The sequence below is a fragment of the Paenibacillus sp. JT22N12 genome (assembly GCF_056269365.1).
Genome location: NZ_JBWDNU010000038.1, coordinates 1 through 2,379, shown reverse-complemented (window position 1 = coordinate 2,379; position 2,379 = coordinate 1). Strand labels below are relative to the sequence as shown.

General features: G+C 46.4%; 3 protein-coding genes. 1 reads left to right on the top strand and 2 read right to left on the bottom strand.

From position 1 onward, the window contains the following. Positions 1-286 (bottom strand): IS110 family transposase (locus AC0YOA_RS38040; RefSeq protein ID WP_475790945.1); only part of this gene is annotated, 286 nt, incomplete at its 3' end. A 248-nt stretch (positions 287-534) separates the two neighbouring features. Further along, positions 535-777, bottom strand: coding sequence for a hypothetical protein (locus AC0YOA_RS38035; RefSeq protein ID WP_475772773.1), 243 nt, complete (start codon positions 775-777; stop codon positions 535-537). A gap of 102 nt (positions 778-879) precedes the next feature. Here AC0YOA_RS38035 and AC0YOA_RS38030 point away from each other — a divergent pair, with 102 nt between their 5' ends. Next, the gene (locus tag AC0YOA_RS38030; protein ID WP_475790944.1) at positions 880-2,190 is read left to right on the top strand and encodes a beta-propeller fold lactonase family protein; all 1,311 of its coding nucleotides are present in this window, start codon (positions 880-882) and stop codon (positions 2,188-2,190) included. Positions 2,191-2,379: the final 189 nt, after the last annotated feature.

Genomic DNA, 2,379 nt, shown 5'->3' with positions numbered 1-2,379 from the left:
CCGAGAGCCACTTGGATACGTTAAGCCAGTAATGTCCGGTAGGCTCCATGCCAACAATGGCCACCGTTAAAGCATGGGCAGATTGCAGCGACTGGATCCACTGAAGAAGGCTGTGAAAACCTTCCTCATCATTGGAGAAGGATAGAGGATGACCGACCACGATTCCTCGAAAGTTAACCGCACGAGCGACATGTGTTTGCTGTGCGATGTCGACCCCAACGACTAGATGTTGGGCAGAAATTTTTTCAATGAGTTGATTTTGTTTGTCCTGCGATTTAAACTTCATAGTAGAGTGTCCTCCTAAGATGATGGGATTTAAAGGGCTATGACCCGTTGCGTACTCCCATCGTACCGAGGCGCTCGTTTTTTTGCAAAGCGGTAATTTAACGCTCTACAGGAATGCTATCGTACCCGTTAATTCAACACTCAGCAGTACATATGTACATAAACAAGCTTTTGTTTTTGAGTATTTGTCCCTCCCACCGAGAACATAACATCGGTGCAGATCTGAGCAAATCGAAGGAAACTGACGTGTTAGAAGTCGCTCGTTCTTGAACCAGCTTTTCCAATCACTTCCCCATTAACTTTATATGCGATACCACTCCACTGAAGCAAATAACCTCGACTACGCATGCCTTGTGGATTGCCTGAATTAAAACTTCTCCAATCCAAATTACCGCCGGCAGGAATCATGTTATATGCGTTTGGAATAACGGGAGTTGAGACATCCAAGATCGATAAATCTTTTAAAACGACCGCTTTTCGCATCAAAAGCATATCTGGTCAACCTACTGAAAAAGGGGCACGGACATCCCATACGAATCGTCTCTATTAATCATATAGTAGAGTATGCATTGACTTGATAGGGAGGTGTTTTTTTTGGCAGTTTATGATACAGGACCGATTGATAATAGGGACGCACCGCGAACGACCCAGTTAACCATACGTCTTTTTAATACGGGACGTATGCCTGCGATTGCGGGTATAGAAGCATACCATATTAATCCTACAGGAGCTGGGTTTGGGAGTGAAACGCTTTATGTGGTTGAACTCGTTTCCCTTAATCCATTTGGAACCTCCGGCTCTTCTTTTACGGTAGACAACGTCTTTGCCAATCTTGATGTGTTTGGAGTTCGAGTGCTCACCAGCGGGCTTGGTGCAAATGATATCGCCATTACCATTTTGGAAAAAGAGGCAAACGGGCAAATCATCGATAAACACGTGCTGGAAGGTGAGTTAAGTCAAATTGAGGAATTACTGTTTGCCTATGTCGCAAATTCTGGTGATTCTACGGTTTCAGTGATTAACACGGGAACCAATACGACCGTCGCTACGATTCCTTTGCCTGCCGGAAGCGGTCCTCAAGGAATCGCAATCACCCCTGACGGCTCACTCGCCTATGTTACAAATGCTGGTTTTATCGGTAATTCGGTTTCGGTGATTAATACGGGAACCAATACGGTCATCACTACGATTCCTTTGCCTGCCGGAAGCAGTCCTCAAGGAATCGCAATCACCCCTGATGGTTCACGCGCCTATGTTCCAAATTCTGGTGATGATACGGTTTCGGTGATTAACACTGCAACCAATACGGTCGTCGCTGCGATTCCTTTGCCTGCCGGAAGCATTCCTTTTGGAATCGCTATCACCCCTGACGGCTCACGCGCTTATGTTACAAATGTTGGTAATGATACGGTTTCAGTGATTAACACAGCAACCAATACGGTCGTCGCTACGATTCCTGTGCCTGCCGGTAGTGGTCCTCGTGCAATCGCGATTACCCCTGACGGCTCACGCGCCTATGTTACAAATATTGATAATGAAACGGTTTCGGTGATTAACACAGCAACCAATACGGTCGTCGCAACGATTCCTTTGCCTGCCGGTAGCGGTCCTCGTGCAATCGCGATTACCCCTGACGGCTCACGCGCCTATGTTACAAATGTTGCAAATGTTACGGTTTCGGTGATTAACACAGCCACCAACACGGTCATCGCTACGATTTCTTTGCCTGCCGGAAGCAGTCCTTTTGGAATCGCGATCACTCCCGATGGTTCACGCGCCTATGTTGCAAATATCAATGATTCTACGGTTTCGGTGATTAACACGGCAAGTAATACCGTTATTGCAACCTTACCGGTAGGATTAGCTCCTGATGGTCTCGCAATTACCCCAATTCTTTTGTTTTAAGTAAAATTCAAACAAGCCATTTCACAATAACGAAAGGCAGTCTTACGACTTGAAAATTAAGTCGTAGACTGCCTTTTGTGTAGAGTAGGGGACTGGTTTCCCAGTCCTCCCTCATCAAACCGTACGAGCGGTTTTCCCGCATACGGCTTTCCGATGTTCTTCACCTTGAGCAGTATAGCTACCCCAAGC

Coding starts and splice junctions, on each gene's coding strand:
- AC0YOA_RS38035 (WP_475772773.1), bottom strand. CDS start 777: ATGCTTTTGATGCGAAAAGCGGTCGTTTTAAAAGATTTATCGATCTTG.